A 24,359-nucleotide genomic window follows, 5' to 3' on the forward strand; every position below is an offset into this window, starting at 1 on the left:
CCGGTTGTGATCATTGCCAAACCTCAGGGGTTCCCATGGAAATACGCTGGCTGGAAGACTTTCTGGCGCTTGCCCGCACGCGCCACTTCTCACGGGCTGCCGAACAGCAGCACGTGAGCCAGCCTACGTTCAGCCGGCGCATCAAGCTGCTGGAGGAATCCATGGGCACCACCCTGATCAATCGGCAGACTCTGCCATTGTCCCTGACCCCGGCCGGAGAAGTGTTTCAGGAACTGTGTGAACGCATCACCCGGGACCGGATAGCCGCTCTGGATGCGGAAGCGTCTGCCCGCATCAGCGTTGGTTCTACCCAGGGGCTGTTTTCGCATTTCTATCAGGGTTGGGCGACGGAGATGGGCATTGCCGAGCGCCTTCAACTGAACCTGACCGCCACCAACTGGGTGGGGGAGCAGTTTCTGGATGCCCTGGAAAGCGGCGAATGTGACCTGGTGTTGTGTTACTGGCACCCGGATTTGCCCTGGGGGGATCGCCTGGCCAGTGACAAGTTTCAGTGGCAGACCATCGGCAGGGAAGCACTGGTGCCGGTCAGTATCGCCAATGAGCAGGGCGAGCCCCGTTACCGGTTGCCGGGCACCAATGAACAGCCTGTGCCTCTGATTGCCTACCACAGCCGTGGTTTTTTGCAGTCGGCTATCGACGGGCATCTGCAACGCGGCAAGCTGCCGGCGAATCTTTTACCACTGAACGAGAATACCCAGTCCGCGAGCATCAAGGCCCTGGTCAAACAGGGCTTCGGCATGGGCTGGTTGCCCAAGCGGATAACGGAAAAAAGCGAACAGTTTGGGCGCCTGGTACGGGCTGGTGATGAGCGCTGGGACGTACCGCTGGAAATACGTTTGATCCGCCTGAGTGACGCCCGCTCAGACGACATACTGAATCTCTGGAAACAACTGGAAACCTGATATGCCAAATCAAGACATCCTCGACCTGCAGCCTGCCCACATCCGTGAGCTGCAGAACCGGTACGAACGGGCCATGGCTGATCACGGTTATGACAGCCTGCTGATTGCCTCGGGCGCGGCGCCCTACCGGTATCGGGATGATCAGGCCTATGTATTTCAGGGCTTCGGCCCGTTTTTGCACTGGACCGGGCTGGCTGGCCAGGAGCACAGCTGGCTGTTGGTTCGGCCCGGCCAGAAACCGGTGCTCTGGCTATACCAGCCGGTGGACTTCTGGCACGCCAACCCGGTGATGGCTGAAGAACCCTGGCTAGAGGTTGTAGACGTGCGCAGCCGGCAGCAATCTGGCGCCCCGGAGCTCGATAGCCCGGGGCGGCTGGTGGTAATCGGTGATCCGCTGGTGCTGGATGGCGTGCCGGGAGATCATAACCCGGCGGCACTGGTGGCAGCCGTGGAAGAAGCCCGCGTGCGCAAAACTCCTTACGAAATTGAATGCCTGGCACACGCTAACCGGATCGCCCTGGCTGGTCACAGGGCGGCCAGAGAGGCGTTTCTGGCCGGCGACAGCGAATTCGGTATCAATCTCGCCTACCAGCAGGCCACCGGCCAGCGGGAAGTGGAGGCGCCTTATCACAGCATCATCGGATTGAACGAACATGCCGGCACACTGCACTACCAGTACTACGACCTGAAGCCTCCCCGCCGGCCCCGCAGTCTGCTGATTGATGCCGGGGTGCGCTACCGTGGCTACTGTTCAGATATAACCCGCACCACCGCCGGGCCGGATGAGCCGAGATTCACCGCGCTGGTTCACGGGCTGGAGAAACTGCAGCTGCGGCTATGCGAGATGGTGTCGCCCGGCGTGGACTACGTGGACATTCACCGCAAGGCTCACCTGGGCATTGCGACCCTGCTATCAGCTTCGGGGCTGGTGTCCGGTTTAGCGGATGAAGCCATGGTGGAGCAGGGCATTACCCGGGCGTTCTTTCCCCATGGCATAGGGCATTTTCTGGGCATTCAGGTGCACGATGTCGCCGGCAAACCGACGCCGTCCCCGGAAGATGCGCCGTTCCTGCGCCTGACCCGCACCCTGGAAGCCGGCATGGTGGTCACCATCGAGCCGGGGCTCTATTTTATTCCATCGCTGCTGGAGCCTTTGCTGAACGGGCCTGAAGCCCAGTATCTGAACCGGGCGCTGATTGATGAACTGAAGAGCTGTGGTGGAATCCGGATTGAAGATAATGTGGTGGTCACAGCGGCCGGGGCCCGGAACTTAACGCGAGAATGCGAATAGTCACTTTTTACTACAAAAACTGACTGCAAAAGGGTTGCAATCCTGTTTGTTAATAACAATAATTATCACTAACTTTATTGCTGTTAGTGAGAGCGCCCTATGTACGTTTGCCTGTGTTACGGGGTAACAGACAGAGAAATCCGCGAAGCCGCTGAAAGCGGTGTCAGTTCCATGCGCCAGCTCGGCAAGGAACTTGGCGTCGGTCGCCAGTGCGGTCGTTGCGCCTGCACTGCCCGGGAAATTCTGAAAGAGTCCCGGTCACCGGATTATATGGCGCTCGCCAATATGCTGGCGCAACCCGCCTGAGCGGGCGGGCCTGTCCACATATTGCAATTGCACCTCTTTCCCATCCGTGATTTTTTATTGCCGTTAAACCGACTATCCTTGTGAATTAACGCTTTCGCGACACAAGGAATCCGGTTATGAAAGGCGACAAAAAAGTCATCCAGCATCTGAACAAGGTCCTCGCCAACGAGCTGACGGCCATCAACCAGTACTTCCTGCATTCGAGAATGTACAAAGACTGGGGTATCACCAAGCTCGCGGCGAAAGAATACGAAGAATCCATCGATGAAATGAAACACGCCGATCAGCTGATCGAGCGAATTCTCTTCCTTGAGGGCCTGCCAAATCTGCAGGATCTGAACAAATTGCTGATTGGCGAGAATGTTCAGGAAATGATCGAGTGCGATCTCAAGCTTGAGCACACCGCGCACACAGACCTGAAAGAAGCCATCATCTACTGCGAGCAGGTTCAGGACTTTGCCAGCCGTGAACTGTTCCGGAGCATCCTCGACAGCGAGGAAGAGCACATCGACTGGCTCGAAACCCAGCTCGAAATGATTTCCCAGATGGGCATCCAGAACTATATCCAGCTGCAGTCGGCAGCTGCTGAGTAAACTCCCCGGCGTTCCGGACACCGGCTCACTCTGCGGGCCGGTGGCGCTTTCTCTCCACTCTGTTCCCCCTGCCTTTTTCCGGGTGCTTCCCCGATTGTCTGTCGAAACAGGTAGAATGGTCGCCCAGATTGGCCAGATATGCTGGCCCAACGCGGTTAATAAACCACTCCGGAGACTGAAATGGACCTGTCCTGCTTCAAAGCCTACGACCTGCGTGGCCGAGTACCTGACCAGCTAAACCCAATCCTGGCTGAGAAAATCGGCCGTGCCTACGTTGAAATCACCGGCGCCAAAAAAGTCATCGTCGGTTACGACATCCGGCTGTCCAGCCCCGAAATCGCCGACGCGTTGAGCTCCGGCCTGATGGCGGCCGGCGCCGATGTGTTTGATATTGGCCTGTGCGGCACCGAACAGGTGTACTTTGCCACCAGTCACTACCAGATGGACGGCGGCATCATGGTCACCGCCAGCCACAACCCCAAAGACCACAACGGCATGAAAATGGTGGGCCCGGAATCCCGGCCGATCAGTTCGGACAACGGCCTGAACGACATCCGGGACCGGGTGCTGGAACCGTTCTTTGACGCCGCAGAGCAGGGCAAATACGAAACCCTGGAAGTAATGAGCGCGTACGTCGACCATCTGCTGGGCTATATTGATGCTGGCTCACTGAAACCCATGACCATCGTCTGTAATGCCGGCAACGGTGGTGCTGGCCTGGTGATCGACGAACTGGAACAGCATCTGCCGTTCGACTTCATCAAGGTTCATCACGAAGCCGATGGTCACTTCCCGAATGGTGTGCCCAACCCGATCCTGCCGGAAAACCGCTCCGCGACTGCCGATGCCGTACTCCAGAATGGCGCCGCCATGGGCATTGCCTGGGACGGCGACTACGACCGCTGCTTCTTCTTCGACGAAACCGGCCGCTTCATCGAAGGCTACTACATCGTCGGCCTGCTGGCGGACCAGTTCCTGCGCAAGACCGGTGGCGGCAAAGTCATTCACGATCCCCGCCTGACCTGGAACACTCTGGATCTGGTTGAAGCTGCTGGCGGCGAAGCCATCGAAAGCAAGACTGGCCACGCCTTCATCAAACAGAGAATGCGCGACGAAGACGCCGTTTATGGTGGCGAAATGAGCGCCCACCACTACTTCCGCGACTTCGCCTACTGCGACAGCGGCATGATTCCCTGGCTGCTCGTGGCCGAACGCCTGTGCCAGAGCGGCCAGACCCTGTCATCCCTGATCGACGCCCGCATCGAAGCCTACCCGGCCAGCGGTGAAATCAACCGCACCATCAGCGACCCCCCGAAAGTTATCGCCGCCATCGAAGCCAGGTACGGCGTGGGCGCGAAATCCGTCAGCCATGTAGACGGCCTGAGCGTGGAATTCGACAACTGGCGCTTCAACCTGCGCATGTCCAACACTGAACCGGTGGTTCGCCTGAATGTTGAGGCCCGTGGAGATAAAGCGTTGATGGAAGCGAAAACTGAAGAACTGCTGGAAGAAATGAAAAGGCTGAACGTTTAAAAGGCTGGCAGTGTTAGAAGGCCCCTGAAGTTTGTGGGGCCAGGGTGGCGGTACCCCCTTATGGAACTGTGCGGAGCCAGGGATGGCGGAGCTCAAGCGTCACAAGGATGTGCCGAAGGAGCGTGTTTCAGAAGGGGGTACCGCCATCCTGGTCTTGCACCAGCGCCTAGAGCCAGTCATTCAGCATAATGCCAAACCCGACCCGCTCAATCCGCTCGTTATAGTCAATCAGGCTCTCCCCATAACCGTTGTAATACTGGAAGAACCCCTTCAGCGTATCCCCCATGGGAAAGCTGTACCCGAACTCCACCGACGTCCGGTTATCCGACCTCAGATTATTCAGCAGCTTCAAAGAAAACGTCCGATCTTCCGTCAGCTTGTAAACCGCGTGATAACTGGCGTGGCCCAGATAGCTCTCTATGTCTTCGTTGTCGTCGCTGCTGCTGTTTTCCGGCAAGCGATACCAGGGCTGAACCATAAACAGCCAGCGATCCACACTATAGGCAACGGAACCCATAATCCGGTTCCAGCTCCGGGACCGGGGGTCAGGCTGTCCGTTTGACTGGTGATTAAAGCCCACCGACACCGCACTGAGCGTACCGGGACCGAGATCCCAGTTCAGGGCGTGCCTGAAAAACAGCTCCGGCTCATAGTTGGTCTCCCGGAAAGGCGCCGATTCATCCTGGTTGTAGACCTGCCAGAAGGATTTCTGGGTGTAGCCAAACCAGAAGGTTGTGCGGTCGTCGAAAATGCCCGTCAGCAACGGAACCTTGAAGCTGATCTGGTACTTGGCTTCCTCGTTTTCCAGGTTGTAGTCATAATCGATAGCTCCCAGTCGCGGGCTTGCGGGCAAGGCATTGGGGTCGTCCACCCAGGTGATCGGCAGAATGTAATTGGGCTGATGAGTCACGAAACTGCCGGTAAACGAGAAGATCGCCCGCTCGGCAGAAAGATAGTTGTCCACCAGCGCGGCCATCACCCCGTCATCAGGATCGTCTTCCAGGGCATTACCCACGATCTTCTCCCGGGTTTTCTTGTCGGCCACCAGTTCCTCTGCATCCGCCTCGGCTTCTTCCAGCTGTTCCTCGCTGGCCTGGTCACGCTCGGCCTGAGGGTTGTACTTGGCGTCATAGCAGGCCAGCCGTTGCACACCTTCCTTGATCAGCGCGCAGTTAACATCGGGTTCCTCTGGCCGATCCTGGGCAACAACCAGATTGGCCGTGCCCAACAGAATCAGGGGTAGCAGCTTGAGGCTGGGGGTCATGGGGGCTCCTTATTGGGCGGTACTCAGGCTTATCCAGGTGTTGGCAATGCCGTAAATCCAGACCCCAAGCAGGGTGAGGGTCAGCAGGGCGAAGATCGCGCGATGGCGGGGGCGGCGCTGGTCGTTCGCCGAGGCGACCCAGCGTAGATACATCAACCCGATAAAACTCAGAAAAACGCCCAGGCTGGCAAACGCCGGAATCAGCAGCCAGCCGGCAGAAAGCGGGGTGCCATCGCTTGACTGGTTGCTGAACCAGGCCATCGAGATCAGCAGTACCGCCAGGCTGGAAAACTCCAGGATCAGTAAGGTTTTTCGGCGCTTGTCCGGGGTCGTCTGTTGCTGTTGGTTCATGCGGCGACTCTGGGTTTGAGTGAATGAACGCTATGGTAACCGGAATCCATGGCAAAGGAGCTACAACCTACGAAACTGTCATTAAAATGGTTGAAATCAAATTCTGATTTTGCTCTCTGGTTTTTTTGCGGAGGCTCAATCGCTATAATGCGGCGACCGAAAGATTATAACGCTCAAATGCGAGGTGCATTGTGAAGATGAAGAGAGTCCTGGCTGTTGTTCTGCTTGGTTTTGGCCTGGCCGCCGGCGCCGCAGTGGCAAGTGTTGAAGACGAAATCCGCGAGCGCATCAAGCCGGTGGGCGAAGTGTGTCTGCAGGGTGAAGAGTGTGGCGAGGCTGCTGCACCTGCTGAGACAGCCAGCTCCGGCCCGCGTTCTGGCAGTGAAGTCTACGACGCCGTGTGCATGGCGTGTCATACCACCGGCGCAGCCGGCGCTCCCAAGATCGGTGATACCGCTGCCTGGGCTCCGCGCATTGAGAAAGGTATCGATACCCTGATTGATCACGCCATCAATGGCTTCAACGCCATGCCGGCCAAAGGTGGCTGTGCCAACTGCCCGGATGAGGAAATCACCGCTGCCGTTGAGCATATGGTTGAGCAGAGCAAGTAAGCAATCTGTAACGACCGGACAAACCCCGCCCCGAGCGGGGTTTGTTGTTTCTACAGGCCCAGATCGCCAATCAGGGCGCTGAGAGTCGCCTTGCCCTTTTTCTGGTTCGCTTCTTTGTCCTGGTCGCCCAGTCCCTCCCATTTCACATCCTCTTCCGGCAACTCATCCAGAAAGCGGCTGGGAATGGTCTCCAGTTTTTCCCCGTACTGTTTTCGGGAGGCCGCGTAAGTCAGCGCCAGGGTTTCCCTGGCCCGGGTAATGCCCACGTACATCAGGCGGCGCTCTTCCTCAATGTTGCCTTCCTCGATGCTGCTGCGGTGCGGCAGAATCTCCTCCTCCAGGCCCATAATGAACACATGGGGAAACTCCAGCCCCTTGGAAGCGTGCAGGGTCAGCAACTGAACCTTGTCGCTGTCGTCTTCCTCTTCCCGCTGCTCCATCATGTCCCGCAGTACCAGCTTGGCGATGGCGTCCTCAATGCCGATTTCATCGGCCGTGCCCTTGCCGTCGTCCAGCATGCGCTGGATCGACTCCACCAGGTACCAGATGTTCTCCATCCGGCGTTCGGCCTGTTTCGGGCTACCGGAATGCTGGTGCAGCCACTCTTCGTACTCGATGTCAGTGAACAACTGTTTGATGACCGGGATCGGGTCTTCCGAGAACAGGCGCTCGCAGGTTTTGTCGACCCAGTGGGCGAACCGTCTTAGTCGGTCCAGCCCCTTCTCGGTGACGTGGGTTTCCGCCCCCATATCCCCCAGGGCCTTGAACAGGCTGACATTGCGTGACCGGGCATAGTGACTTAACTGTTCCAGGGTGCGCGGGCCAATCTCCCGGCGCGGCACGTTCACCACCCGCAGGAAGGCCGCATCGTCGTCCGGGTTGATCATCAGCCGCAGGTACGACATCGCATCCTTGATCTCGTTCTTGGAGAAAAACGACTGGCCGCCGGAGATGCGGTAGGGAATCTGGTAGGCCTGCAGTTTCATTTCCAGCAGCCGTGCCTGATGGTTGCCCCGGTAAAGGACTGCGAAATCCCTGAAGTCGAGGCCGTTTTTCAGCTTCTGATCGAGGATCTCGGTGGCCACCCGCTCGGTTTCGGCATCTTCGTTGCGGCAGCGGATGATGCGGATTTCCTCGCCAATGGTGTGGTCACTCCACAGCGCCTTCTCGAACACGTGGGGGTTGTTGGCGATCACCGTGTTGGCGCAGCGCAGGATCCGGCTGGTGGAGCGGTAGTTCTGCTCCAGTTTGACGATCTTCAGGCTCGGGAAGTCATCTTTCAACTGGGCCAGGTTCTCCGGCCGGGCGCCGCGCCAGGCGTAGATGGACTGGTCGTCATCGCCCACCACGGTAAACGCCGCCCGCTCGGCCACCAGCTGTTTTACGAGCTCGTACTGGCACACGTTGGTGTCCTGGTACTCATCCACCAGCATGTAGCGGATTTTCCGGCGCCACTTGGCAAGCACTTCCGGGTTGTCCCGGAACAGCTGCACCGGCAGCAGAATCAGGTCGTCGAAATCCACCGCGTTGTAGGCTTTCAGGTATTCGTTGTAGTGCTTGTAAACGATGGCAATGCGCTGCTCACGCTCGTCTGCCGCTTTGCTGTAGGCCTCCGCAGGGCTGCGCATGGCGTTCTTCCAGGACGAGATGGTCATCTGCACATCGTTCAGCTCGTCGCCGGCCTCGGCGCTGGCTTCGCGCATCATCAGATCCTGCAGCAGCGCCTTGGCATCTTCGGCGTCGAAAATGGAGAAGCCTGGGTGGTAGCCCAGGTGGGTGTGCTCCTCCCGGATCATGTTCAGGCCAAGATTGTGAAATGTTGATACGATCAGGCCCCGGGTTTTGCCCCGGTCAACAATGCGGCCCACACGCTCTTTCATCTCCCGGGCGGCTTTGTTGGTAAAGGTGACGGCGGCAATGTGGCGCCCCGGAATGCCCAGTTCCTCAATCAGATAGGCAATCTTGCGGGTAATCACGCTGGTTTTGCCGCTACCGGCACCGGCCAGCACCAGCAGGGGGCCGTCAGCGTAGCGTACCGCTTCATGTTGTCTGGGATTGAGCTTGTTCACAGTGTTGATGCCAAAGGGGAACGGGGCATGGATTTTTAGCGTCTGGCTATTCTACACCAGGCCGGCATGCTGTACCTTGCCGATCTATCAGCTATTCTTTATGTAATGGACTACGCTGTTCTGTACCGACATATGGATCTCGCCAGATGACACTGCCCACCGACACCAGGCCTGATTGTTTGCGCCTTCTGGTGCTGACACCGGAATACGCCGACTATCTCTGGTTCAGCGCCATGCTCGCGGATGATTCCGAAATCTGCAGCGACGCCACCTGGTGTCCGGATCTGGTGGACTGTGATGATCTGATTTCCAACGCCAGCTTTGATGTGATCGTGTGGGACTGCGTGTTCCATGGCGGCTCGGAAGCGTCGTTTCTGCAATACCTGTCGGTATCCAGTGAGGACAAGCCCATTCTGGCCATGAGCGCCGAATCCTGCGGAGAAAAAGCCCGGTACCTGGTTGAAAACGGTGCATCGGACTATCTGAGCCGCCGTGAGTTAGATCCCTGGAATTTCCGACGCTCCATCAAATGCCTGTGGTACCGCTCCCAGCTCACGCAGTCGACAAATGGCCAGCTTGGCCGTGAAGTGGCCACCGGCTTCATCAATCGGGACCTGTTCTTCGATCGGCTACAGCAGGCGGTGCTGAGGGCCGAGCGGGCGAATCATCGCCTGGCTCTGTTGCACCTGAATATCGATGATTTCCGTAACATCAACGAATCCTTTGGTTACCAGAAGAGTGATCAGCTCATGCTTCGGCTGGCGGAGCGGCTCCGGCAGACGTTGCGACGGGTGGACTCGTTGATGCGCATCGGTGGTGACGAACTGGCCATCATTGTCGAGAAGGTGGAAGACTCGCTGGATATCACCCAGATCATTCGCAAGGTGGTTTCGGCGCTGGATGAGCCGGTGATGGTGGATGGCCAGAATGTGGTGGTCAGCGCCAGCCTGGGCGTGGCCACCTATCCGGAGGCCGGTGACAGCCCGGAAGAACTGCTCCGGCGGGCTAACCGTGCGATGTTCGAAGCCAAACGCGATCCGGGTACCAGTTACCGGTTTTACGACCGGCAGCTGCACATTTCCGCAGGCTATCAGCTCCGGCTCGAAGCCGACCTTCGCAATGCCCTGCGGGGCAAGGAACTGGAGCTGTATTATCAGCCACGGATTGACCTCGCGACCGAGGAGGTGCGAGGGGTCGAGTGCCTGTTGCGCTGGAATCACCCGGAGCGCGGCCTGGTGGGTCCCGATGAGTTTATCCCGGTGGCCGAGCGCAGTGGTCTGATTGTGCCCATCGGCTACTGGGTTATCGAGCAGGCCTGCAAGCGCTTGCAGGAATCCACCGAGCTGGGCTTTCCCGGACTGGTGTTTGCGGTCAACCTGTCGTTCCGGCAGTTCCACGATCGCAAGATGACCGAAACCATCTTTCGTATCATCTTCAATGCCAACGTCGATACCAGCCTGCTGGAACTGGAGCTGACCGAAAGCGCCATGATGCACGACCCGGAATACGCCCAGCGCTGCCTGCGGGAGCTCAATCAGTTGGGCATCAGTTTTGCGCTGGACGATTTCGGTACTGGCTTTTCCTCCCTGAGCAATCTGCAGCACCTGCCAATCTCGCTGGTGAAGATCGACAAGTCCTTTGTCCAGGAACTGGGCCAGTCTGCCGATGCCGAGCATATTATCCGGGCCATTATCAGTCTGGCTCACAGCCTGCAGATCAGCGTGGTGGCCGAAGGGGTGGAAACCGAAGGCCAGCTGGAATTCCTGCGCCAGCAACACTGCGACGAAATCCAGGGCTACTATTACGCCCGCCCGATGCCCTGGAACGATCTGGTGCAATTCATGAACCGCCAGAACCAGTCCGCTTGCCTGCAGAAGTAAGCCGCTGTACCTTTGCGCATTAATTCCGAATGCGATACCAGATCGAGGCAGCATGAACAGTATTTCCCGGCGCATTGCCGAAGAGCTCGGCGTACGTGAACAGCAGGTTAATGCCACCGTTACCCTTCTTGATGAAGGCGCTACCGTTCCCTTTATTGCACGCTACCGAAAAGAAGTAACGGGTTCCCTGGACGACAGCCAGCTGCGGACTCTGGAAGAGCGGTTGCGCTATCTGCGTGAGCTGGAAGACCGCCGGGGCACCATCCTCAACAGCATTGAGGAACAGGGCAAGCTGACCGACGAGCTGCGGGCCTCCATCGAAGCTGCCGACACCAAGAACCGCCTGGAAGACCTTTACCTGCCCTACAAACCCAAGCGCCGCACCAAGGCGCAGATTGCCCGGGAAGCAGGCCTGGAGCCGCTGGCCGATACCCTCTACGACGATCCCACCCAGGATCCGGAAACCGTCGCTGCCGGTTACCTCAATCCGGAAGCCGGCGTTGAGGATGTCAAAGCCGCTCTGGACGGTGCCCGCTACATTCTGATGGAGCGTTTTGCCGAAGATGCCGAGCTGCTTGGCGCCCTGCGCGATTTCGTCTGGCAGGAGGGCCAGCTGAAAGTCACTGTGGTGGAAGGCAAGGAAAACGAAGGCGCCAAGTTCCGGGATTACTTCGACCACGTTGAACCGCTGAGAAAAGTTCCGTCGCACCGGGCGCTGGCCATTCTTCGGGGCCGCAATGAGGGCATTCTGGCCTATTCGATTGTTATGGGCGATGCTGAGGAGGATCGCCGTCAGCCCCATCCCGCCGAGCAGCGAATTGCCGCCCACTGGCGCATTCGGGATAACGGCCGGGCCGCCGACAAATGGTTGTCGGATGTGGTGCGCTGGACCTGGCGCGTGAAGTTGTCGACACAGATTGAAACCGATCTGATCGCCCAGGTGCGTGAAGCGGCTGAAACCGAAGCCATCAACGTTTTTGCTGCCAACCTGAAAGATCTGCTCCTGCTCGCTCCGGCAGGTCCGCGGCCAACGCTGGGGCTTGATCCCGGCCTGCGTACCGGGGTCAAGGTGGCGGTAATCGACGGTACCGGCCAGGTAGTGGATCACGGCGCCATTTTTCCCCATGCGCCCCAGAACAAATGGGATCAGTCCATTGCCCAGATGGCAGCCTGGTGTCAGAAGTACAAAATTGAACTGGTGGCTATCGGCAACGGTACCGCCTCCCGGGAAACCGAGAAACTGGTGGGCGACCTCTGCAAACGTTACCCCGAACTGAAGCTGGCCCGCATTGTGGTGAATGAGTCCGGGGCATCAATCTATTCCGCCTCGGAATTTGCCTCCCGGGAACTGCCGGATCTGGATGTCACCATCCGTGGTGCGGTGTCCATTGCCCGCCGTTTGCAGGATCCGCTGGCCGAGCTGGTGAAAATCGAGCCCAAGTCTATCGGCGTGGGGCAGTACCAGCACGATGTGTCCCAGGTACAGCTGTCCCGTAGCCTGGATGCGGTCGTTGAGGACTGTGTAAACGGCGTGGGCGTGGATCTGAATACCGCGTCGGTACCGCTGCTCACCCGGGTGTCTGGCCTGAATCCGAGCATTGCCCAGAACATCGTGGATTTCCGGAACCAGAACGGCAAGTTCACCAGTCGCAAACAGCTGCTGAAGGTGTCTCGATTGGGTGATCGCACCTTTGAACAGGCTGCGGGCTTCCTGCGTATCGCCGGGGGCGAAAACCCTCTGGACCGGTCATCCGTGCATCCGGAAGCCTACGGTGTGGTTGAGGCCATTGCTGAGCGAAATGGCAAGAGGGTGGAGGATATCCTTGGCGATTCCGCGTTCCTGCGCAGTCTTAACCCACAGGACTACGTAACCGAGCAGTTCGGCCTGCCGACCATCAAGGACATTATCTCCGAGCTGGAAAAACCGGGCCGGGACCCGCGACCGGAATTCCGCTTTGCCCATTTCGAGGAAGGGGTGGAAACCCTCAACGACCTCAAACCCGGTATGGTGCTGGAGGGCTCGGTAACCAACGTCACCAACTTCGGTGCCTTTGTGGATATCGGCGTTCACCAGGATGGCCTGGTGCACATCTCGGCCTTGTCCCATACTTTCGTGAAAGATCCGAGAGAAGTGGTCAAGGCCGGTGACATCGTCAAGGTCAAAGTGATGGAAGTGGACATTCCCCGTAAGCGGATTGGCCTGTCCATGCGTATGGATGACCAGCCGGGGGCGGACAACAAGCCAGCCCGGGGCGCAGACCGGAACTCTGGCCGCAGTGCAGGGCGCAAACCTCAGGCCGGCCAGGGCGCACCTCAAGGTGCCATGGCTGGCGCTCTGGCCCAGGCTATGGCCTCTGCCCGTAAGAACGGCCGTTAACCCCTTCCACTGATTCACAGCCGTTACGTCTCACAAGGGCGTAACGGCTGCAACAGGAGCTCAACATGGCACAATCCCGCCACTCCCTGTTCCAACAGTTTGCCGCCAGTGACTGGGACGGTTTCCTCAAAGGGGTCGAAAAGGAAGGCCTGCGCGTCGATGCCAATGGCTTCATTGCCCAGACACCACATCCGGAAGCCCTGGGCTCCGCACTGACCCACCCCCGTATCACGACCGACTACTCGGAAGCCCTGCTGGAACTGATCACGCCGGTCTTCGACAATACTGAAGCTATGCTGGCCTCGTTGCGGGATATACATCGGTTCGTCCAGCAGAACCTGGATAACGAAGTGTTCTGGGCCGCGAGCATGCCCTGCGAGATTGACGGCGATGCCAGCATTCCCATTGCCGAGTACGGCAGCTCCAACACTGGCCGGCTCAAGCATGTGTATCGTCAGGGTCTGGCGGTGCGTTATGGCCGGATTATGCAGAGTATTGCCGGCGCCCATTACAATCTTTCCCTGCCGGACAGTTTCTGGCGCAAATGGCAGGAACTGGTGGGCAACAAGGATAGCCTCAGGGATTTCAAATCAGACCAGTACTTCTGGCTGATCCGGAATTTCCGCCGCCGCAGCTGGTTGCTGATGCTGCTGTTTGGCGCCTCGCCGGCACTGGATGCCAGTTTTGTGGCCGGCGTCCGGCACGACCTGGCACGGTTCGATGATCGCACCTGGTTTGGCCAGCACGCCACGTCTTTGCGCATGGGGGATCTGGGTTACCACAACAATGCCCAGGCCTCGCTGAATATCTGCTTCAATGAGCTGAGCACTTATACCCGGACACTGGATCGCGCCATCCACACCAACTGGCCAGCGTATGAAGCCATTGGCACCCGGCGCAATGGCGAGTTTGTCCAGATCAATACCAATGTGCTTCAGATTGAGAACGAGTACTACAGCGCGGTACGTCCCAAGCGCACCACCGAGCGGGGTGAAAAGCCGATCCAGGCTCTGGATGCCCGGGGTGTGGAATACATTGAGGTGCGTTGTCTGGACCTGGATCCGTTCTCGCCGGTGGGCGTGAACCGCGAGCAGATCGATTTCCTCGACCTGTTCCTGCTGGATTGCCTGCTCACCGATTCTCCCCGTATTGAAGACGATGAGTGCGAACGGCTTGATGACAATTACAAGGACGTCGTCGCCAGCGGTCGCCTGCATTCACTCAGTCTGTGCCGGGGTGGACAGCGTGTGCCTGTGGGCGAGGCCGCCGTTGAATGGCTGGAGCGCTTGCAGCCCCTGGCAGAGCTGCTGGATGGCTGGAATCATAGCGATACCTACAGGTCGGCGCTGGCGGCTCAACGGTCGAAACTCGAGGGCAATGATTGGGCGGTGCCTTCCGCTCGAGTGCTTGAGGCCATGGGGCAGTCAGGCCTGGGCCATCGCGACTGGGTGCAGGCGATATCCCGTGAACACCAGCAAACCCTGAATTCGGAGCCACTGGCACCGGAGGTGCTGGCGGACTTCCGTGCCATGAGTGCGCAGTCCCTGGTCGAGCAGAAAGAGCAGGAAGCTGCGGACAGTCAGCCATTTCCGGAGTTTCTGGAGGCCTACCTGAAATCCTGACGCCGCTTGCGTCACGTCCGGAAAGGGACGTGACGCACAGAACCGGCTGTCCGGTTTGCTGGATCTGTTACCTGCTGTTACTTTCTATTACATCAGGTAAGGAGGTGGCCCATGGCAACGGATATCAAGCTCGGCTGGGATGTAGAAGCATTGAACAAGGCCTACCGGCAGGGATACATGGCCGGAGAGATGGGCATGGACAAAACCCGCTGTCCATACCGTGGTGAGGTCATTATTGCCGCCTGGGAAGCCGGTTGGGATGATGCCGGTCAGGCCCGGAAACAGCGCCCGCAACAGGATGATGATCTGTTCTCACGCATCGCCTGATCCGGTGCCACCGCCCGGTGGATGCCGCAACTAGCGCTGAACCACAAACTCGGTAAACAGCACTCCGGTAATGGTCTCACCGGTTTGCTGCTCCTCCAGCACTCCGTTTATCCGTTTGGTTGCTTCTTCCCGCAGCGCCTGCTGGCCGTCCATGGAAGACAATTGGTCAAGATCCGTCTGCTCACCAAACAGCATCACCAGTTCGTGCCGTAACCTGGGCATGTGCGCTTCTACCGCCGGCCGGGTGGTTTCGCGGGAGGCCCGAATGGTTACGGAGGCTTTGAGATAGGCCACTTTCGCATCCGGTTTGCCGACATGGGTGACGAATGCCGGTTCCATGGCGATATAGTCGGTTACCCCCTTCACTTCGGTTTCTTCATCAGCTTCCTCGGCCATGGCGGGCAGGGGTGGCATCAGTGCGCACAGGGTCAGTAACAGGGCCGGCGTCAGTTTTCTGAGAATGGTCATAGGCTTGGCGTTAGTCATGGGTTAGGATTGGTTCAGTGTTTCATGGCACGCTGGTTTTTCTCTGAGAATATCAGGCCATGGAAGCTTGTGCAGTCCACATCATGATTCCGGGGTAGCGTTTTGACAAGCAGATGGATATTCGGGTTGGTATTTCTGGTGTGCGCCGGGTTGCTGGCGGTGGCCTTTTACATGGAGCACGTGATGGGTCTGGAGCCATGCCCGTTGTGCTGGTTGCAGCGTTTCGGATTTATGGGTGCAGGGCTGGTGAGTCTGTTGGCGTTTCTGCACGGACCCCGCGGGTTCGGCAACCGGGTCTACGGGCTGTTACTGATTGTTGCCGCCGGCGCTGGTCTGGCGGTGGCGGGGCGTCAGCTATGGTTACAGAGTCTGCCTGCGGACCAGGTGCCTGCCTGTGGTCCCTCGGTTGATTACATGCTCGAGGTACTACCCTGGTTTGAAGTGCTGCAAACCGCTTTGAAAGGCACGGGTGATTGCGCCGAAGTGGTCTGGCGTTTTCTCGGTTTGAGTATCCCCGGATGGACCGCGGTCTTTTTTAGCCTGCTGATTGTACTGGGGCTGTTTGTGATGCTGCGACGCTATTCTCCCCGGGACTGGTTGCAGAGCTGAAACAGTTGCGGCTGACCATGACCATGGGGTAACTTGAATGCCACATAATAATTATCAAGACTAGATCCAGAGAACGGGCGGATTGACCGAGGGGAGACAGGCGTCATGTTGGAGAATTGCCGGAATGCCAGGGAGCGTTGGGGTGGTGTCAGCGAGCTGATTGATCGCTGGCTGAAGGAGCGCCAGGAGCTTCTGGTTCAGTATTGCGAGTTGTCTGGAGAAAGTGATTTTTCCCAGACCGATGCCCTCCGCGAAAAATTCGTCCGCCTGTGCGAAGTGCTGGTGGATTATGTTTCGGCCGGCCACTTTGAAGTCTACGAACAGCTGATTCAGGAGGCCCGTGAGTTCAACGATGGCGGTCTCGAACTGGCAGCAAAGCTCTATCCCCGGATCGAGCAGACCACGGAAGTGGCATTGAACTTCAATGATCGTCTGGATGGCCGGGAGCTGTCCGAGGTCGACGTCAAGGAATTGTTCAACGAGTTGTCACGGCTTGGAGAAGTGCTGGAGTCACGCTTCGAGATGGAAGATTTCCTGATTGAGAATCTGCATAACGCCCATGCGGGCAAGGTGGCTTCGGCCTGATTGCCTCTACCCGGAACCGCATTACCCGCAATAAAAAACCGGCCCCAGAAATGGTGCCGGTTTTTTATTGCCTGCCGGAGTGCTGGCCAGAGCTTATTCGTCTGAACCGGCGTCGTCCTGCCCCGGATTCACGGCGATCAGCTCGACATCGAATACCAGGGTCTCGTTAGGGCCAATAGCCTGGTTTCCGCCCGGGCCGTAGGCCAGGTCAGACGGGATATAAAGCTTGTACCGAGCACCTTCGCTCATCAGCTGCAGACCTTCTGTCCACCCAGGAATCACCTGGTTCAGGCCAAAGGTCACGGTTTGCCCGCGCTCACGGGAGCTGTCGAACACCTCACCGTTGATCAGTTCGCCGGTGTAGTGGACTTCCACCTGATCCTCGGCGGTTGGGCGCTCACCGTTACCTTCTTCAATCACTTCGTACTGGAGACCGGACTCTGTGGTCTCAACGCCTTCACGCTCGGCGTTTTCAGCCAGGAAAGCCTCGCCGGCATCCTTGTTCTTCTGAGCCAGTTCTTCCAGTTGCTGCTCCTGCTTTTGCTGGAGCTCCTGCTGGTAGGCCATCAGCGCTTCCTGGATCTGCTCGCGGGTCAGTCGCTTGCTGTCTTCATCACCGGCATGGCCATGCTGGATGCCCTGAAGGAACTGGTCCATCTGGAGATCCGGCAAGTCGTTGCTCATGCGCTCACCCAGCACCAATCCCATGCCATAGCTGACTTTCTCGGGCGTGGTTTCAAGGGCCGGGTCGTTTGCCGGCTCCTGGGCTGTTGAGCAACCGGCAATCAGGCCGGTAACGGCGATAGCCAAAAGCGTTTTCTTCATCATTTCATCCTTTTCACGTGTTTCTGGGCTCTCTGACCCTGGATTCTGAAAGTGAACAAGGTAACGGGTTCAGCAGCCGGATGCCACTGAACATGTGTTAATCAGAGACTCATTTCGCGGCAATGCGCAACCCGCGTCAGGAACCGCTGGCGGGTGAGCCATTGAGCGAATAGGGGGCCTGGTAGGGGGACTTCCAGTCATCTTCCGGGCTGATGGTCTGCGGCTTCCGGGGCACGGGGTCTGGGCGCTCAATGGCCAAGGCATTCCAGGGGCCCTGGGCCGGGGGCTGATCGGCATAGTGCCAGTTGCCATCGGTGTCCTGCCACTTGAAAACGATATCCGGGCCTTCGGTGGGAATCGGCGATGGCAGCAACCCCTCAAAGGAGGGAATCGTCGTCGCCTGCTCGGTTTTCACCGGTTCCGAGACCTGGTCGGGATCGCCGAGGCCGAAGAAAATCAGCAGCAGCAGAAGGCCGAGCGCCGGAAACGAAAGCCGGATCAGCCATTTCATGAACATGATGGGCCGCCTCTGGTGGTCTGGCCTGCAAGCCGGCTGGCCAGAAGTTCAAGATGAGGTTTTACCCGCGTGGGTATGTTGTCGGACGGCGCGGCAGCGACAAGATTCTGCCCGATGATGGTGCCTGATTCCTGCATGATTCCGCGCTCCGCTTCGGATTCTTTCAACGTTTGCCAGGCCAGAGCCAGCTCCAGCTGTTCGGCCAGCAGTTCTGCCCTCGCCAGAGTATCCCGCAACTCCACGCCATGATCATTGGCTCGGGGAACAGACTTGCGGGCGGAGCGAAGGCAACCGGTTACACGGCTTCGCCACTCTGTTACCTTAGCGTCCTCAACGCCAGAGAACGACTGACCCTGCGTGGCCAGCCAGCCGGCACAGAGGATGCGGCTTACGCTCCATCCCTCGGATTGCAGCTCAAGACAGGCCTCAGCCACCTGTGGATCCTGCCATTGGGCTAGGGCATAACGCCATAACGGATTGTCTGGTTCCATGTGTTCTGGAAGTTCCAGCGGCTCCGCTTGTTGAACGGTCATGTTGGCGCTTCCCTGGCAGTAATCCATGGATAGATTAAATCTATGTTAACGATAACCGATCTCAGTTTACAACGGGGCGGCGTCTGGTTGCTAGAAAACGTGAACCTGACCGTGCAACCGGGGCAGCGCGTTGCCATTGTTGGTGCCAATGGTGCCGGCAAATCCAGTCTTTTCCAGCTCTTGCTGGGGCAGCTTGCACCCGAGCAAGGCAGCGTGGCGTTGCCCGGTGGCTGCCGGATTGCCCATATGGCTCAGGAAGTCGCGGCTTCGTCCAGATCCGCCCGGGATTTTGTGCTGGATGGCGACACCGAGTTGCGGCGAATGGAGCGGGCGCTGGCCGAGGCGGAAGCGGGTGGTGATGACCATGCCATTGCCCGTCTGCACGGGGAGCTGGATATTCACGAAGCCTGGTCCGCACCGCGCCGGGCAGAGACACTGCTCAGGGGCCTGGGCTTCGCCGACAGCGATGCCGGGCGCCCGGTTTCCGCATTTTCCGGTGGCTGGCGTATTCGACTGAACCTGGCCCAGGCACTGATGCGTCCATCCGATCTGCTGTTGCTGGATGAGCCCACCAACCACCTGGACCTGGATGCTTGTCTGTGGCTGGAGAACTGGCTCAGAAAGTATCCGGGTACCTTGCTGTTTATTTCTCACGACCGGGACTTCATGGACCGGGTGGCTACTCATCTGGTGCATTTCGATCAGAAGCAATTGGTGCTGTATACGGGAAATTACTCAGCCTTCGAGCGTCAGCGCGCCGAGCGACTGGCCCAGCAGCAGGCCAGTTTCGAACGCCAGCAAGCCAGAATTGCCGAAATCCAGCGCTTTATTGATCGCTTCAAGGCCAAAGCCACCAAAGCCCGGCAGGCCCAGAGCCGCGTCAAGGCACTGGAACGGATGGAAAAGATTGCGCCGGCGCACGTGGACTCACCCTTCAGTTTCGAGTTCCCGGTCGCGGACAAGGTCTCCAATCCATTGCTGTCCATTCGCCACGGGGTCGCGGGCCATGGGGATGTGCCCATTCTGAAGAACATCAATGTCACCCTGTTGCCCGGCACCCGGGTTGGTTTGCTGGGGCCGAACGGGGCCGGTAAGTCCACCTTTATGGATGCCCTTCGCGGCACCGGAACCCTGCTCAGTGGTGAGCGCACCTGTGGCGAACATCTGGCCATCGGCTATTTCGCCCAGCATCAGCTGGAGTCCCTGGATCTCGACGCCAGCCCGTTCCTGCATCTGCAGCGTCTGGCGCCAACCGCATCGGAGCAGAAAGTCCGGGACTTCCTGGGCGGCTTCGATTTTCACGGCGACGAAGCACTTGCGCCCATTCGCTCGTTTTCGGGCGGTGAGAAGGCCCGGGTTGCGCTTGCCGTTATCGCCTGGCAGAAACCCAATCTGCTGCTGCTGGATGAGCCCACGAACCATCTGGACCTGGAAATGCGACAGGCCCTGACCATGGCGCTCCAGAACTTCGATGGCGCCATCGTGGTGGTATCCCACGACCGCCACTTGCTGCGCAACACGGTGGATGAATTCTGGTTGGTATGCGACGGCGCTGTTGGCGAGTACGAGGGCGACCTGGAGGATTACGAACGCTGGCTGGCGGAACGTCGGAAAGATGAGGAATCGCCACCCCGGCGTGAAGTGGTCGGGGGGCAGGAAAAGTCGGTTAATACCGCCGGACCCGCGACCCTGACGGCGGACGAACGCAAGGCCCGCAAGCGCCAGGAAGCCGAGTTGCGCCAGAAACTCAGCCCGTGGCGGAAAAAACAGGGAGCGCTTGAGGCCCGTATGGAGCAGCTTCAGCAAAAGCTCGCCACGGTGGAGCATAACCTGGCCGATCCCGGACTTTACGATGACCAGCAAAAGCTTCGACTCAAGGAACTGTTGGCCGAACAGACAGAGCTGAAGCGCGAGCTGGACGACGTTGAAGCCGAGTGGCTGGAAGTCAGCGAAACGGTGGAGAACCTGGAGGCGGAATTGGCCGGCTGACCCAAGCCGGTGTTACCGGCTCGAGATCTCCAGGGTAAAGTCCTGGCGGGCCAGGTAATCCCGTTCGTTCTCCAGATCCGCCAGAGTGAGCGGGCGGTTGTCCAGCCAGCCCTCGGGAAATTCAATCACCAGCCGGTTGTCGTGGCCGTGAAGGGTGAAGGCCGGGGGTTCTTCCAGGTTGCGCGGGTGTTGGATCAATACCGCCAGTCGCACCAGTACGCACAGATAGGTCAGGCGAGGTTTGTCCTCGGGCTCGATACCCTCGAAAACCGCCGCCGAGAACTTCCGGCGATGGCCCCGGACCAGTGTAGCCAGGTCCTTCTGGAACGGCTGACTGAAGCCGGGCAAATCGGAATAGCGCAACAGGTAGGCGCCGTGCTTGTGGTACTGGCTGTGGGAAATGGTCAGGCCGATCTCGTGCAGCCGGCAGGCCCAGCGCAGCACGTCTTCGTCGGCGGCGGTGCGCAGGCCCCATTGCCCTGCCACCTGTTCCCAGGCGGCAATCGCGGTGTTCTCGACAGCCGCGCCGTGAGCCTGGTCTACGTGGTAACGCTCCTGCAGCGCCGCAATGGTGCGTTCACGAACGTCCTCGTGCTGAATGCGCCCGACAATGTCGTACAACAGGCCTTCACGCAGGGCGCCGTCGGCAAAGGTCATGGTCTGGATGTCGAGTGATCGGAACGCCGCCATCAGGATGGCAAAGCCGGCCGGGAAAATGCTCTGGCGATCCTCCCTTACCCCCAGTTCGGCCAGTTTCTCCACCTTGCCCATGCTCACCAGGCGCTTGCGCAGTTCCTCCATGCCCTCGCGATTAATGGAACCGTCGGTAATCTTCAGGGTTGCCAGTACGTTGGCAATCGCTTTGATGGAGCCGGAAGAGCCCACCGCGCTCTGCCAGCCCACCGAGCGATAATGCTGGCGGATATTCAGCAGTTCCTGCTCGGCATGGGTAATGGCCTTGTCCATCTGGCGCCGGGTAATCTTGCCATCCGGAAAGTAGCGGTTGCGGAACGAAACGCACCCCATGTGCAGGCTTTCAAGTTCCTGGGGTTCGAAACGCTGTCCGATGATGAACTCGGTGCTGCCACCGCCAATATCAATCACCAGCCGGCGGCCGGAATCGTCTGACAGGGTGTGGGAAACACCGAGATAGATCAGTCGCGCTTCCTCCCGCCCGGCGATGATCTCTACCGGATAGCCCAGTACCTCCTCGGCTCGGGCAATGAAATCGTGGGCATTGCGGGCGACCCGGAGCGCGTTGGTGCCGACGATCTGGACTGCTTCCGGGGGCATGCCCTGAAGGCGCTGGGCAAACCGGCTCAGGCATTCGAGGGCCCGCTGCTGGGTTTCCTCAGTCAGCCGATTGCACTGATCCAGCCCGGCGCCGAGCTGGACTTTCTCGCCCATCTTCTCAACCGTGCGGATTTCGCCGTGCACCAGGCGGGCGACGACCATATGAAAACTGTTGGAGCCCATATCGATGGCTGCCAGCATGTCCGGGGAGGTTTCAGGCTTCTCGGCAGTGGATGCGGCCGTCACGTTGATAGGCGTCCTGTGTGGTATGAACTTGGCCGTACTATAAGTGAAACTTCCCTGGTGTGTCAGTAATTGGCTGCGGACATTACTGACACGGATCAACCCGGGGGTGGATACAACCGGCTTCACATCGGGGCCGGCAATCGCGTAAAGTAATGGTCTGTCTTAATCCGGGTGGGCGGCCGGTCCGTAAAGAGAACACCGTCCACTACAGTCAATAGCGACTCCAGCAGGGCCGGAAACCAAGCCCCGGAGCGCCTGAATCAGGAAAAGGTAATGAGCGGAAATATCGTTAATGTCACCGACGCTTCCTTCGAGCAGGATGTACTGAAGTCTGACGTTCCGGTACTGGTAGACTACTGGGCCGAGTGGTGTGGCCCGTGCAAAATGATTGCTCCGGTTCTGGAAGAAATCGCTGACGAATACGACGGCAAGCTGAAGGTCTGCAAACTCAACATCGACGAAAACGAGCAGACCCCGCCCAAGTTCAACATCCGTGGTATCCCGACCCTGATGCTGTTCAAGAACGGCAACGTGGATGCCACCAAAGTAGGCGCGCTGTCCAAATCGCAGCTGGCTGCCTTCCTCGACAGCAACCTCTGATCCGCTGTTGAAGGAAACCGCCCCTGAACAACGCTTCACGGGCGGTTTTTTTATGCCATGACCCGACCCGACAGAATCATCGGCCTGCTCCTGGCAGGCGGCAAAGGCACCCGCATGGGCGGCCAGGACAAAGGCCTCGTATCCTGGCAAGGCAGAGCCATGGCCGAATGGGTGCTGAAGGCCCTTAGGACCATCACCCCGGCCGTCTTCGTCAGCGCCAACCGCTCGCTGCCGGACTACGAACGCCTGGCTCCCGGCCGTATCCTTGAGGATCCTCCTGAACTACGCGACCAGGGCCCTCTGGCGGGCCTGCTCACGGGCCTGAAAGCCGCGGAAACTCAGGGTGCCGAAGCTGTGCTGGTCTGCCCCTGTGATACCCCGGGAATCACCCCGGGAACCCTTAGCGCCCTGGTCACCGCCTGGCAAACCCAACCCGACCGCCCGGCTATTGCCGAACATAACGGCCGCCTGCACCCGTTGCACGGTGTGTATCCGGTAAATGTAATGGTGGAACTGGATCGCTGGCTGGCCTCGGACAACCGCCGGGTGATGGGATTTGCCGAATCGGTGGGGGCGGTTGCGGTTAATTGTCCTGAAACCGACGAAGTGTTCAGGAATCGCAATGATTTTAGGGGGTTGGAACGCTAATATGATCTCGGCTGGATCAGCTGACTGCATATGTAGGGTGCTGGTCTGGTGGGATCTCCGAAAATGCTCGGAGCCATGGATGGCGGAGAGCAAGCGTACAGGGACGTATTCACAGCGGTTTTCGGAGGTCCCACTAGGCCAGCGGCCGGGCGGCAAACTCCAATAAGCGTCTCACTCCCAGTTCCGACTCCGGGCAACATCAGCCTCTTTCTGCTCCACCCAATGTTCACCCTCGCGGGTAATCTCCTTCTTCCAGAACGGCGCCGACGTCTTCAAAGCATCCATAATGAACTCGCAGGCCGCAAACGCATCGCCCCGGTGGGCACTGCACACCCCCACAAACACAATCTGGTCCGCCAGCGCCAACTGCCCGACCCGGTGAATCACCCGGGCCCGCTGCACATCCCAGCGCCGGCCCGCCTCATCAATCAGCCCCTGAATCACCTGCTCGGTCATCCCCGGATAATGCTCCAGAAACAGTCCCGTTACCCCGGACAGATCCCCGGAATCCCTCACCAGACCTGAGAAGGTCACAATGGCCCCGGTGCCCGGCCCGGTCCCGCGAAGCGCCTCATATTCTGCACCCGCATCGAAATCGTCGGTCTGGATTGAAATCATCTCAACCTCCGGTGACCGGTGGAAAAAAGGCTACCTCATCCCCTGGCTGTACCGGGCTGGACGGCTTTGCCATGGACTGATTGATGGCCACCATCACCGGTTGGCCACCGGTCAGCTGGGCCCAGGCACCGCCCCGGCTGGCCAGGTGGGTAAGCAGGTCCGCGACCGTCTGGTGCTCTGATGCCGGCAGGGTCAGGCTTTCGGTACCCAGCTCTTCTCTTAGTCGGGCGAAAAAACGCACGGTCAGTGTTGGTTCTGTCATC

25 protein-coding genes are annotated in these 24,359 nt (G+C 58.8%); 15 read left to right on the forward strand and 10 right to left on the reverse strand.

Going from position 1 to position 24,359, the window contains the following annotated elements:
• Positions 1 to 35 precede the first annotated feature (35 nt).
• From Q669_RS09890 to Q669_RS09910, 5 genes are all read left to right on the forward strand, one after another.
• Entirely contained in the window at positions 36 to 923 is an 888-nt protein-coding gene (locus Q669_RS09890; protein WP_022992108.1) for a LysR family transcriptional regulator, read from the forward strand.
• 1 nt (position 924) lies between these two features.
• Positions 925 to 2,214: a Xaa-Pro dipeptidase gene (pepQ, locus tag Q669_RS09895; RefSeq protein WP_011784000.1), complete on the forward strand. Its 1,290-nt coding sequence runs from the start codon at positions 925 to 927 to the stop codon at positions 2,212 to 2,214.
• A 99-nt stretch (positions 2,215 to 2,313) separates the two neighbouring features.
• Positions 2,314 to 2,520 carry a bacterioferritin-associated ferredoxin gene (locus Q669_RS09900; protein ID WP_011784001.1) on the forward strand — a complete coding sequence of 69 codons (207 nt, stop codon included), beginning with the start codon at positions 2,314 to 2,316 and terminating at the stop codon, positions 2,518 to 2,520.
• Between the two features lie 116 nt (positions 2,521 to 2,636).
• Positions 2,637 to 3,113 carry a bacterioferritin gene (gene bfr / locus Q669_RS09905; protein ID WP_011784002.1) on the forward strand — a complete coding sequence of 159 codons (477 nt, stop codon included), beginning with the start codon at positions 2,637 to 2,639 and terminating at the stop codon, positions 3,111 to 3,113.
• Positions 3,114 to 3,293: 180 nt separating this feature from the next.
• Complete coding sequence (locus Q669_RS09910) at positions 3,294 to 4,646, forward strand: phosphomannomutase/phosphoglucomutase (protein WP_011784003.1); 1,353 nt, start codon at positions 3,294 to 3,296, stop codon at positions 4,644 to 4,646.
• Between the two features lie 166 nt (positions 4,647 to 4,812).
• Here Q669_RS09910 and Q669_RS09915 read toward each other — a convergent pair whose 3' ends face one another.
• Both Q669_RS09915 and Q669_RS09920 read right to left on the reverse strand, forming a co-directional pair.
• On the reverse strand, positions 4,813 to 5,910 hold the full coding sequence (locus tag Q669_RS09915; RefSeq protein WP_011784004.1) for a phospholipase A: 1,098 nt from the start codon (positions 5,908 to 5,910) through the stop codon (positions 4,813 to 4,815).
• Between the two features lie 9 nt (positions 5,911 to 5,919).
• On the reverse strand, positions 5,920 to 6,261 hold the full coding sequence (locus tag Q669_RS09920; RefSeq protein WP_011784005.1) for a hypothetical protein: 342 nt from the start codon (positions 6,259 to 6,261) through the stop codon (positions 5,920 to 5,922).
• 197 nt (positions 6,262 to 6,458) lie between these two features.
• On the opposite strand from Q669_RS09920, the gene Q669_RS09925 reads away from it, so the two are divergent.
• A complete protein-coding gene (locus Q669_RS09925) occupies positions 6,459 to 6,872 on the forward strand; it encodes a c-type cytochrome (protein ID WP_011784006.1) in 414 nt (137 codons plus the stop codon).
• Positions 6,873 to 6,922: 50 nt separating this feature from the next.
• Here Q669_RS09925 and rep read toward each other — a convergent pair whose 3' ends face one another.
• A complete protein-coding gene (gene rep, locus Q669_RS09930) occupies positions 6,923 to 8,941 on the reverse strand; it encodes a DNA helicase Rep (RefSeq protein ID WP_011784007.1) in 2,019 nt (672 codons plus the stop codon).
• 146 nt (positions 8,942 to 9,087) lie between these two features.
• Between rep and Q669_RS09935 the strand changes: the two genes are divergently transcribed.
• From Q669_RS09935 to rmf, 4 genes are all read left to right on the forward strand, one after another.
• Positions 9,088 to 10,821, forward strand: coding sequence for an EAL domain-containing protein (locus Q669_RS09935; RefSeq protein WP_014420329.1), 1,734 nt, complete (start codon positions 9,088 to 9,090; stop codon positions 10,819 to 10,821).
• Positions 10,822 to 10,873: 52 nt separating this feature from the next.
• A complete protein-coding gene (locus tag Q669_RS09940; RefSeq protein WP_022992109.1) occupies positions 10,874 to 13,198 on the forward strand; it encodes a Tex family protein in 2,325 nt (774 codons plus the stop codon).
• Between the two features lie 65 nt (positions 13,199 to 13,263).
• Positions 13,264 to 14,820: a glutamate--cysteine ligase gene (gene gshA / locus Q669_RS09945; RefSeq protein ID WP_011784010.1), complete on the forward strand. Its 1,557-nt coding sequence runs from the start codon at positions 13,264 to 13,266 to the stop codon at positions 14,818 to 14,820.
• Between the two features lie 111 nt (positions 14,821 to 14,931).
• Entirely contained in the window at positions 14,932 to 15,147 is a 216-nt protein-coding gene (gene rmf, locus Q669_RS09950) for a ribosome modulation factor (RefSeq protein ID WP_011784011.1), read from the forward strand.
• 30 nt (positions 15,148 to 15,177) lie between these two features.
• Here the strand turns inward: rmf and Q669_RS09955 are convergent, their stop codons facing one another.
• Positions 15,178 to 15,633: a flagellar basal body-associated FliL family protein gene (locus Q669_RS09955; RefSeq protein ID WP_081699726.1), complete on the reverse strand. Its 456-nt coding sequence runs from the start codon at positions 15,631 to 15,633 to the stop codon at positions 15,178 to 15,180.
• 102 nt (positions 15,634 to 15,735) lie between these two features.
• Here Q669_RS09955 and Q669_RS09960 point away from each other — a divergent pair, with 102 nt between their 5' ends.
• Positions 15,736 to 16,242 carry a disulfide bond formation protein B gene (locus tag Q669_RS09960; protein ID WP_011784013.1) on the forward strand — a complete coding sequence of 169 codons (507 nt, stop codon included), beginning with the start codon at positions 15,736 to 15,738 and terminating at the stop codon, positions 16,240 to 16,242.
• A gap of 105 nt (positions 16,243 to 16,347) precedes the next feature.
• The gene (locus Q669_RS09965; protein WP_011784014.1) at positions 16,348 to 16,827 is read left to right on the forward strand and encodes an Rsd/AlgQ family anti-sigma factor; all 480 of its coding nucleotides are present in this window, start codon (positions 16,348 to 16,350) and stop codon (positions 16,825 to 16,827) included.
• 93 nt (positions 16,828 to 16,920) lie between these two features.
• Here Q669_RS09965 and Q669_RS09970 read toward each other — a convergent pair whose 3' ends face one another.
• From Q669_RS09970 to Q669_RS09980, 3 genes are all read right to left on the reverse strand, one after another.
• A complete protein-coding gene (locus Q669_RS09970) occupies positions 16,921 to 17,652 on the reverse strand; it encodes an FKBP-type peptidyl-prolyl cis-trans isomerase (RefSeq protein ID WP_022992112.1) in 732 nt (243 codons plus the stop codon).
• 136 nt (positions 17,653 to 17,788) lie between these two features.
• Positions 17,789 to 18,169, reverse strand: coding sequence for a DUF4124 domain-containing protein (locus Q669_RS09975; RefSeq protein ID WP_022992113.1), 381 nt, complete (start codon positions 18,167 to 18,169; stop codon positions 17,789 to 17,791).
• Positions 18,160 to 18,702 carry a DUF2390 domain-containing protein gene (locus Q669_RS09980; RefSeq protein ID WP_036149388.1) on the reverse strand — a complete coding sequence of 181 codons (543 nt, stop codon included), beginning with the start codon at positions 18,700 to 18,702 and terminating at the stop codon, positions 18,160 to 18,162. The genes Q669_RS09975 and Q669_RS09980 overlap by 10 nt, the downstream gene beginning before the upstream one ends.
• A gap of 42 nt (positions 18,703 to 18,744) precedes the next feature.
• Here Q669_RS09980 and Q669_RS09985 point away from each other — a divergent pair, with 42 nt between their 5' ends.
• Complete coding sequence (locus Q669_RS09985; RefSeq protein ID WP_052000801.1) at positions 18,745 to 20,691, forward strand: ATP-binding cassette domain-containing protein; 1,947 nt, start codon at positions 18,745 to 18,747, stop codon at positions 20,689 to 20,691.
• Between the two features lie 12 nt (positions 20,692 to 20,703).
• On the opposite strand, the gene ppx is transcribed toward Q669_RS09985, so the two are convergent.
• The gene (ppx, locus tag Q669_RS09990; RefSeq protein WP_412768680.1) at positions 20,704 to 22,254 is read right to left on the reverse strand and encodes an exopolyphosphatase; all 1,551 of its coding nucleotides are present in this window, start codon (positions 22,252 to 22,254) and stop codon (positions 20,704 to 20,706) included.
• A gap of 249 nt (positions 22,255 to 22,503) precedes the next feature.
• Here ppx and trxA point away from each other — a divergent pair, with 249 nt between their 5' ends.
• Both trxA and mobA read left to right on the forward strand, forming a co-directional pair.
• Positions 22,504 to 22,830: a thioredoxin TrxA gene (gene trxA / locus Q669_RS09995; protein ID WP_011784020.1), complete on the forward strand. Its 327-nt coding sequence runs from the start codon at positions 22,504 to 22,506 to the stop codon at positions 22,828 to 22,830.
• Positions 22,831 to 22,887: 57 nt separating this feature from the next.
• Positions 22,888 to 23,478, forward strand: coding sequence for a molybdenum cofactor guanylyltransferase MobA (mobA, locus tag Q669_RS10000; RefSeq protein WP_022992117.1), 591 nt, complete (start codon positions 22,888 to 22,890; stop codon positions 23,476 to 23,478).
• A 171-nt stretch (positions 23,479 to 23,649) separates the two neighbouring features.
• On the opposite strand, the gene Q669_RS10005 is transcribed toward mobA, so the two are convergent.
• Positions 23,650 to 24,096 carry a molybdenum cofactor biosynthesis protein MoaE gene (locus Q669_RS10005; RefSeq protein ID WP_022992118.1) on the reverse strand — a complete coding sequence of 149 codons (447 nt, stop codon included), beginning with the start codon at positions 24,094 to 24,096 and terminating at the stop codon, positions 23,650 to 23,652.
• Position 24,097: 1 nt separating this feature from the next.
• Entirely contained in the window at positions 24,098 to 24,358 is a 261-nt protein-coding gene (gene moaD / locus Q669_RS10010; protein WP_022992119.1) for a molybdopterin converting factor subunit 1, read from the reverse strand.
• Between the last annotated feature and the right edge of the window lies 1 nt (position 24,359).

The sequence above is a fragment of the Marinobacter sp. C1S70 genome (genome assembly GCF_000475355.1).
Classification (GTDB): Bacteria; Pseudomonadota; Gammaproteobacteria; order Pseudomonadales; family Oleiphilaceae; genus Marinobacter; species Marinobacter nauticus.

What these genes read in the sequence shown, in the direction of transcription:
- Q669_RS09890 (WP_022992108.1), top strand. Translation starts at nt 36, where the DNA reads ATGGAAATACGCTGGCTGGAAGACTTTCTGGCGCTTGCCCGCACGCGC.
- pepQ (WP_011784000.1), top strand. Translation starts at nt 925, where the DNA reads ATGCCAAATCAAGACATCCTCGACCTGCAGCCTGCCCACATCCGTGAG.
- Q669_RS09900 (WP_011784001.1), top strand. Translation starts at nt 2,314, where the DNA reads ATGTACGTTTGCCTGTGTTACGGGGTAACAGACAGAGAAATCCGCGAA.
- bfr (WP_011784002.1), top strand. Translation starts at nt 2,637, where the DNA reads ATGAAAGGCGACAAAAAAGTCATCCAGCATCTGAACAAGGTCCTCGCC.
- Q669_RS09910 (WP_011784003.1), top strand. Translation starts at nt 3,294, where the DNA reads ATGGACCTGTCCTGCTTCAAAGCCTACGACCTGCGTGGCCGAGTACCT.
- Q669_RS09915 (WP_011784004.1), bottom strand. Translation starts at nt 5,910, where the DNA reads ATGACCCCCAGCCTCAAGCTGCTACCCCTGATTCTGTTGGGCACGGCC.
- Q669_RS09920 (WP_011784005.1), bottom strand. Translation starts at nt 6,261, where the DNA reads ATGAACCAACAGCAACAGACGACCCCGGACAAGCGCCGAAAAACCTTA.
- Q669_RS09925 (WP_011784006.1), top strand. Translation starts at nt 6,459, where the DNA reads ATGAAGAGAGTCCTGGCTGTTGTTCTGCTTGGTTTTGGCCTGGCCGCC.
- Q669_RS09935 (WP_014420329.1), top strand. Translation starts at nt 9,088, where the DNA reads ATGACACTGCCCACCGACACCAGGCCTGATTGTTTGCGCCTTCTGGTG.
- Q669_RS09940 (WP_022992109.1), top strand. Translation starts at nt 10,874, where the DNA reads ATGAACAGTATTTCCCGGCGCATTGCCGAAGAGCTCGGCGTACGTGAA.
- gshA (WP_011784010.1), top strand. Translation starts at nt 13,264, where the DNA reads ATGGCACAATCCCGCCACTCCCTGTTCCAACAGTTTGCCGCCAGTGAC.
- rmf (WP_011784011.1), top strand. Translation starts at nt 14,932, where the DNA reads ATGGCAACGGATATCAAGCTCGGCTGGGATGTAGAAGCATTGAACAAG.
- Q669_RS09955 (WP_081699726.1), bottom strand. Translation starts at nt 15,633, where the DNA reads ATGACTAACGCCAAGCCTATGACCATTCTCAGAAAACTGACGCCGGCC.
- Q669_RS09965 (WP_011784014.1), top strand. Translation starts at nt 16,348, where the DNA reads ATGTTGGAGAATTGCCGGAATGCCAGGGAGCGTTGGGGTGGTGTCAGC.
- Q669_RS09970 (WP_022992112.1), bottom strand. Translation starts at nt 17,652, where the DNA reads ATGAAGAAAACGCTTTTGGCTATCGCCGTTACCGGCCTGATTGCCGGT.
- Q669_RS09975 (WP_022992113.1), bottom strand. Translation starts at nt 18,169, where the DNA reads ATGTTCATGAAATGGCTGATCCGGCTTTCGTTTCCGGCGCTCGGCCTT.
- Q669_RS09980 (WP_036149388.1), bottom strand. Translation starts at nt 18,702, where the DNA reads ATGACCGTTCAACAAGCGGAGCCGCTGGAACTTCCAGAACACATGGAA.
- Q669_RS09985 (WP_052000801.1), top strand. Translation starts at nt 18,745, where the DNA reads ATGTTAACGATAACCGATCTCAGTTTACAACGGGGCGGCGTCTGGTTG.
- trxA (WP_011784020.1), top strand. Translation starts at nt 22,504, where the DNA reads ATGAGCGGAAATATCGTTAATGTCACCGACGCTTCCTTCGAGCAGGAT.
- mobA (WP_022992117.1), top strand. Translation starts at nt 22,888, where the DNA reads ATGACCCGACCCGACAGAATCATCGGCCTGCTCCTGGCAGGCGGCAAA.
- Q669_RS10005 (WP_022992118.1), bottom strand. Translation starts at nt 24,096, where the DNA reads ATGATTTCAATCCAGACCGACGATTTCGATGCGGGTGCAGAATATGAG.
- moaD (WP_022992119.1), bottom strand. Translation starts at nt 24,358, where the DNA reads ATGACAGAACCAACACTGACCGTGCGTTTTTTCGCCCGACTAAGAGAA.